We start from the raw sequence: 7,236 nt of genomic DNA on the forward strand, positions 1-7,236 counted from the left end.
TTTTATTCTTTTATAAATTTATAAATCTGTTTTCCTCCATCATAATTTAATTCCAACAAATAAATTCCTTGTTGTAAAAATTGAATATCGATTTGATTGTTGTTTCCAAATTGTTCCACTATTTTTTTACCTGTTAAATCTGTGATACTAATTTTTTCAATTGCACAATTTGAGGTATAACGTATGTTCAAAACATTTTTAGCAGGATTTGGAAAAATAACAAACTCATTTTTTCCAAAGTTTTCATTATCAAGAGCAATACAATTAACTAGATTTAAATTACTTGAATTATTTCCAGAAGACTGAATACCTAATTGTCCAAAATAATTACTCCCCCAAGTATATAATGAGTTATCATTTTTTATACCTATAGAGTTATTAAAACCAACGTTAATATATACCCAAGTATTTTCAAAGCCAATTCTTGTTGGACTATTTAACTGATAGTTGGTGCTGTTTAATTGGCCACAACAGTTTGAACCCCAAGCCCAAATGCTTCCATCAGTTTTCTTACCAAGAGAAAATTCAGAACCAGCTTCTGTCTTTTGCCAACTTGTTTCTGTTCCAATTTGAATTGGTAAATTAGAGTTCGAAGTAGTATTATTTCCCAATTGTCCATAATAATTATAACCCACAGCCCATAATGTTCCATTTGTTTTAATTGCTAAGGAATGATAATCTCCACATGAAATGGATTGCCAGTTGGAAGCATTACCAACTTGAATTGGTGTTAATTGAGCGATATTAGATCCGATACCTAATTGTCCAAAAGAATTAGAACCCCATGACCACAAAGTTCCATCAGATTTAATAGCCATTGAATGATAATGACCAGCAGAAACTGAAACCCAATTTGTTGCTATTCCAATTTGAACAGGCGCATTACGACTTATCGTTGTACCGTCTCCAAGTTGACCATTGGTGTTCATGCCCCATGCCCATAATGTACCATCAGATTTTAGAGCAAGTGAGTGATCTGCACCAGATTCAATTACTATCCAATTACTATTATTTCCTATTTGAGTTGGTATATATTTATCACTATTTGTACCATCGCCTAATTGTCCATAATCATTTTGTCCCCATGCCCAAAGCGTACCATTTGTTTTAATAGCATGAACTGAAGAATTACCAGAAGCAATAGACTGCCAATTCGTATCGTTACTTAAAAGTGTGAATGTAGACGTTTGATAAGTTGGTATTAAATTTGTCAATTGACCATATGAATTATTACCACAGCCCCATATTGTGCCATCAGTTCTTAAAGCAATTGTATGATTATAACCTCCTGATACTTTTGACCAGCATTGTGCTGAAGAGTAAAAACTAGTCATATAAATTAAAAAAAAAATCACTCTTTTCATATGTAAATTTTCTAATACCCCATAATAGTTTGTATACCTCTCAACGGAATAACTGCCCATCGTGGTCGAGAATTTAACTCATAACCCAACTCATAAACTGCTTTTTCAAGGATGCAATATTTTAGTAAAAAGTTGATTTCGTGACTGTAACCGATGTTTAAGTTTCCTGATTGAGCTTTTTCGATGTAGGTTTCTAGGAAAGCTCCAACTAGGTATTTGAATAATAATTCACCTGCTTTGAACAATTCTTCTTGTTCAAATGGGTATTTATCGGCATTGTTGAAAATGGTTGCGTAAATGGCGTAATGAAACGAACGGAACATTCCGGCAACGTCTTTTAATGGCGGTTGTTTTACTTTTCTATCACGAATGGTGCTCTCTGGTTCACCTTCAAAATCAAGTAGATAGAAATCATCACCATTTACTAAAACTTGACCAAGATGAAAATCTCCGTGAATTCTGATGCGCTCCGATTTCATTTTAGTCCAATCAAAATCTACAAAATGTTTACGAATTAGCTTTTTATTTTCAAGGAATTGATGAGCTAAATCTAGTGCCATTCCGTCGAGTTTATGCAAACTATTTTCGATTATATTCAATCGATTTTGGAATTGGTAAAGCAAACGATTTTTTAACCAAACGGTATAATCACCGTTGTAAGTGGTTGGAGTAAAAGCAGTTTCGTGAATGTCGCTACCAAGTGCAATGTGCATTTCGGCTGTTCGCAATGCTAAAGTCTGAACTCTTAAAAACAAACTCAAACCAACCCAATCAATAATTTCTGGTGGAATTTCATTGATTTTCAATCGTTTGAACAATTCTACATTTGGAAGTTTGTCAATTTTAATTTTCTTTCTGGAAAGATTATCAAAAACACCATCCATTTGTTCTAACATAAATTTCCAAGCATCGCCTTGATTTGGAACTAATTCTTGCATCAAACCTAAAGTGATATTTCCTTCCGGCAAAGCCAAATTTATACTTCCTGTGTAAGCTGGCGTATTTTCATAGTGCATTCTTTCTGTCAAGAAACGGCTAATTTCATAATCAGGATTGGTGCTAACATAAATTCTACGGAAAATTTTCAACACAAAAGCATCGTTGTAAATAATCGAAGTATTACTTTGTTCAACACCCATGAATTTGGAAGACTTATATTCCTTATCAACCAAATTTGAGCCTTTATGAAAAATCAATTTTAATCCTTTACTTTCGGTAGATTGTGCAATATTATCAAACAACAACTTTCTGAAATCATCTTGGTGTAAAGCATCAACCAAATAACCATCAATATTTCCAAATTTTGCAGGAGCGATAATGGTATTAGTATCTAGCTCATCAGTAGTCATAAAAGCTACTGGCATAAAATAATGTTGGAAAAACGCTTCTTTAAAATTCACTTCAAGCAAAACACCATAATAGGTATTCTTTTTAGAAGTAATTTTGAAATGATCTACGACTTCAATGTACTTTAAAGTACTCGCTTTTCCTCCATACCACCTTTTGTTGATGATATAGTTTTCTAAAATATCAGACGAAAATATTTTAATGAATTCATCATCTTTGAAAGCATCTTTCCATTCGTTTTTAAATTTGAATGTGGTTGTAAAAGTATCTTGATTGTCGTTTTTCATGACAGTAAATTTATCATTAATAATTACTTCTGAATTTTAAATAAGTGAAAAGGTAAAACCGGATGCAACTCAACAAAATTCCATTCTTTATCCCAATTATAGCTGTTTCCTGTAATCAAATCTATAACTGTAATAGATTGTCCTTCATGAATTCCTAAAGATTTTAATGGCAATTTAATCCAAGCTTGTTTAGCATAATAAGCATCTAAACTTGCAATCATTAAGGTTTCATTTTCTTTATCATCGTCAAATTTGTAATAGGTAATAACTTGTTCGTTATCAGTATCACAGAATTCAATATTATTGGTTTGTTGTAGTGAAGATTGCTCTTTTCTAATTTGGTTAATTTTAGAAATTAGCATAGTGATTTTATTTTCTTTTTGCCAATCCCAAAGACGAATTTGGTATTTTTCACTATCCATATATTCTTCTTTTCCCGGAATTGCATCTGAAACCATATATTCAAATATTGGTCCGTAAATCCCCACAGATGAAGACAATGTGGCTGCTAAAAAATATTTTTGTAAGTGCGTACTTTCATTCGCACCTTGTAATGGAAACGGATTGATATCTGGAGTATTTGGCCAAAAATTTGGACGGAAGAATTCCTTTTGATTGGTTTGAGTAAGTTCGGTTAAATACTCTTGCAATTCTGCTTTAGTATTTCGCCAAGTGTAATAAGAATAAGATTGAGTGAAACCTTGTTTAGCTAACTCGTGCATAATTTTAGGACGTGTGAAAGCTTCTGCTAAAAACAATACGTTTGGATATTTCTTCTTAACTTCTGCAATAAGCCAACCCCAAAAATAAAATGGTTTAGTGTGTGGATTATCAACTCTGAAAACTCTAATTCCACATTCTTCAACCCAAAATAAAGCACAATCTAATAACTCTTTCCAAAGGTTTTTCCAGTCGTCACTTTCAAAGTAAATTGGAAGGATATCTTGGTATTTTTTTGGTGGATTTTCGGCATATTGCACAGTTCCATCTGGACGCCATTTGAACCATTGTGGAAATTCTTTAACATAAGGATGATCTGGTGCAGCTTGAAGCGCAAAGTCCATTGCGATTTCAATATCTAATGATTTTGCTTTTTTGACTAATGATTTGAAATCATCAATAGTCCCTAATTCTGGATGAATCGATTTGTGACCACCATATTTAGAACCAATTCCCCAAGGCGAACCAACATCTCCAGATTGAGCGTCTGTTGCATTATTTTTCCCTTTACGATTTACTTCACCAATTGGATGAACAGGAGGAAAATACAAAGTATCAAATCCCATTTTAGCAACTTTAGGTAAAATCTGCTCACAATCTTTAAAAGTTCCGTGTTTACCTTCTTCTTTTGAAGCAGAACGTGGAAAAAATTCATACCAAGTACTGAATAGTGCCTTTTGTCGATCAACATAAACTCTTAATTCTTGAGTTTGATTTGCTAAAAACTTGGCTGGATTTTCTTTGAAGATAGTTTTTAATTTATCAGAAACTGCTTCAATTATAGCTTTGTCATAATTAGCTTCATTTGAGAATAAATCAACAACTTCATTTAAATATTTTTTATCTGAAGCTGAAACTTTTGATACTAAAGGTTTGATATACTCTATTCCTTCTAATAATTCTGATTTAACATGCTGGTTGTCGTTGATTTTTTTACCAATACCATATTGCCAATTCAAGGCATAATCAATCCAACCTTCAACAAAATAAGAATAGTAACCTTGTTTTTCAACTGAAAAAGTAGCTTCAAAAGCATCATTTGGCAAAGCATTCATTCTAACTTCTGACCATTTTTTGTCCTTTTCATATTTATATTGAACAACCGCTTCCATTACATCATGTCCATCTGAAATAATATCAGCAGTCACGTTTACTTTTTGTCCAACAATTCTTTTTATAAAAAATGCCCCATTGTCTAATTGAGGCAATACATTTTCAATTATTACGCGTTTTTGATTTAACATTTTTCAGATTAATTTATTGATGTCTAAATTTAAGAAAAAAAGATAAAATAAAGTAACTTGCATTAAAATTTATTGAAATGTCAAAAAATAAAGAAATACAAGACCAAACATTGAAAATTCCGAAGGTAATATTGATAACCGCTAAATTATTTGTGGCAATTTCACCAAAATTAGCAACAAAGTTTACTGCAAAATTATTTACCACACCAATAAAACATAAAATTCCGAAACGCGAATTTCATATGGATAAAGAAAGTGTTCAAGAAATAGTTTTCGTTCCTTCTATAAATAAGGAAATTGTGGTTTATCATTATGGAAAAAGTGAAAAGAAAATTTTATTAGTTCACGGTTGGTCTGGCAGAGGAACTCAATTAGTTAAGATTGCAGATGAGTTATTGAATTTGGGATATTCGACAATTAGTTTTGATGCACCAGCACATGGAAAATCCAAAGGGAATTCATCAATAATGATTGAATTTATTGCTTCTATTTTAGAATTGGAAAAACAATTTGGACCATTTGAATTTGCGATTGGTCATTCACTTGGAGGAATGTCCATTTTAAATGCCATTAGAGAAAAACTGAAAATAAGAAAAGTAGTTATTATTGGGAGTGGAGATATTATTCAAGACATAATTGATGATTTTATTAAGAAGTTGGAATTAAATCCTGAAATTGGAATTAAATTAAGAGAGCATTTTGAAAAAAAATATGGAGTTGAAATGAATTATTATTCAGCTTCAAATGCAGCAAAAGAAGTTTTAATTCCTGTTTTAATAATTCATGATGAGAATGATGTTGATGTAAATGTTAAAGTAGCTTATAACATTAAAGAAAACTTGAATATTTCAGAATTGATGATTACCAAAAACTTAGGTCATCGAAAAATTTTAGGAAATACAGAAGTAATAAAACGAATTGTTGAATTTATAAAAGAATAATTATGGAATTATTTGATAGCACAAATGATTGGGCTGAGAAATTGCAACCGCTAATTGATAAATATAAAGGTAAAAAGCATCCTTTAGATTATGAAAATCTATATCAATTAATGGTAGCCGTTATTTTATCTGCTCAAGATTCAGATGCAAATATTAATAAAATCGCACCTGCTTTTTTTTCAGAATTTCCAAATTTGGAAGCATTATCAACTGCAACAATTGAAGATTTATTACCTTATGTAAGCAAAGTTAGAAACTTCAATACCAAATCAAGTTGGTTAATTGAAATTGCTCAAACATTAAAGAGCGATAAAAATATTCCAACTAATCTTAACGATTTAACTGCCTTAAAAGGAATTGGAAGAAAATCCGCAAATGTGATTATGCGAGAAATGAAAGTTACATCTGAAGGCATAATTGTAGATTTACATGTTATAAGAGTTGTACCAAGAATTGGTCTTTGTGAGGAAGCTAAAGATGGTAACAAAGTTGAAAAACAGTTAATGCAATTACTACCAAAGGAAATTTGGGGCGAAATTGGAATGGCAATTTCATTTTTAGGAAGAGAAACTTGTCGTCCGACTAATCCTAAATGTTCAGAATGTGCTATTCAAAATAATTGTCAATATTCATTAAAAACAATTTAAAAAAATAAATATGAAAGCAATTCCACTATATTCTTTAGTTATTATTCCAACTATAGGACAACAAAATTTAATAAAATCATTTAAAAATCCTTAAAAGATATTATTGGTTGGTTTGGATGTGCAAATTCTGATGCGCATATTACATAATAAATCTTGAAAACCAATTGACATTAGGGCTTTACATAAACCAAATAAGAGATTTTTGTAAAACTATCATTCCTCAAAAAGTTAGATTTGATTCTTTAGATTCTTTTAGTCACCATACCTTTTTTATTTCACCAGATGAAAAATCGCAACTATATCTTAACAATATTATTATTGATATGCATAAATCAATAGGTTTTGATATTAAAAATACTCATGCTCACATGACTGTAGCTAGAGGGTTAGATTTGAAAAAATAAAAAAAGTTCAAGAACAATTTAATACTAAGAAATTAATTTTGAATTTATTTGTGATTCTATTCATGTTAGAAAATTCAATGAGAAAACAAAACAATATTCAGATATTATAGAAACAATCTATTTTGATAAATAATAGAGTGTATTTTTTATAAACTTGATATAAAACAAAAAACCTCTATCAAATAAATGATAGAGGTTTTCAAAAAGAAGGCGGCGACATACTCTCCCACAGTTATGCAGTACCATCTGCGCAATCGGGCTTAACTTCTCTGTTCGGAATGG

Annotated in this window: 6 protein-coding genes and 1 rRNA gene; 3 read left to right on the top strand and 4 right to left on the bottom strand. The window is 30.9% G+C overall.

Annotated features, from left to right (window positions below; genetic code table 11):
• Positions 1-2: 2 nt before the first annotated feature.
• Genes ABD766_RS09715 through ABD766_RS09725 form a run of 3 tightly spaced genes read right to left on the bottom strand, consistent with a single transcriptional unit; the run spans position 3 to position 4,962 of the window.
• Positions 3-1,334 (bottom strand): RCC1 domain-containing protein, encoded by a 1,332-nt coding sequence (locus ABD766_RS09715; protein WP_344816490.1) that lies wholly within the window; start codon positions 1,332-1,334, stop codon positions 3-5.
• Positions 1,335-1,375: 41 nt separating this feature from the next.
• Positions 1,376-2,998 (bottom strand): maltokinase N-terminal cap-like domain-containing protein, encoded by a 1,623-nt coding sequence (locus ABD766_RS09720; protein WP_344816491.1) that lies wholly within the window; start codon positions 2,996-2,998, stop codon positions 1,376-1,378.
• Positions 2,999-3,021: 23 nt separating this feature from the next.
• Positions 3,022-4,962: an alpha-1,4-glucan--maltose-1-phosphate maltosyltransferase gene (locus tag ABD766_RS09725; protein WP_344816492.1), complete on the bottom strand. Its 1,941-nt coding sequence runs from the start codon at positions 4,960-4,962 to the stop codon at positions 3,022-3,024.
• Positions 4,963-5,039: 77 nt separating this feature from the next.
• Between ABD766_RS09725 and ABD766_RS09730 the strand changes: the two genes are divergently transcribed.
• From ABD766_RS09730 to ABD766_RS09740, 3 genes are all read left to right on the top strand, one after another.
• A complete protein-coding gene (locus tag ABD766_RS09730) occupies positions 5,040-5,903 on the top strand; it encodes an alpha/beta hydrolase (protein ID WP_344816493.1) in 864 nt (287 codons plus the stop codon).
• 2 nt (positions 5,904-5,905) lie between these two features.
• The gene (locus ABD766_RS09735) at positions 5,906-6,550 is read left to right on the top strand and encodes an endonuclease III domain-containing protein (RefSeq protein WP_344816494.1); all 645 of its coding nucleotides are present in this window, start codon (positions 5,906-5,908) and stop codon (positions 6,548-6,550) included.
• Between the two features lie 164 nt (positions 6,551-6,714).
• Positions 6,715-6,954 carry a 2'-5' RNA ligase family protein gene (locus ABD766_RS09740; protein WP_344816495.1) on the top strand — a complete coding sequence of 80 codons (240 nt, stop codon included), beginning with the start codon at positions 6,715-6,717 and terminating at the stop codon, positions 6,952-6,954.
• A gap of 205 nt (positions 6,955-7,159) precedes the next feature.
• Here ABD766_RS09740 and rrf read toward each other — a convergent pair.
• A 5S ribosomal RNA gene (rrf, locus tag ABD766_RS14960) occupies positions 7,160-7,236 on the bottom strand; the annotation flags it as partial.

Origin of the sequence: Flavobacterium cheonanense, assembly GCF_039539185.1 — a bacterium.
Taxonomy (GTDB): Bacteria; Bacteroidota; Bacteroidia; order Flavobacteriales; family Flavobacteriaceae; genus Flavobacterium; species Flavobacterium cheonanense.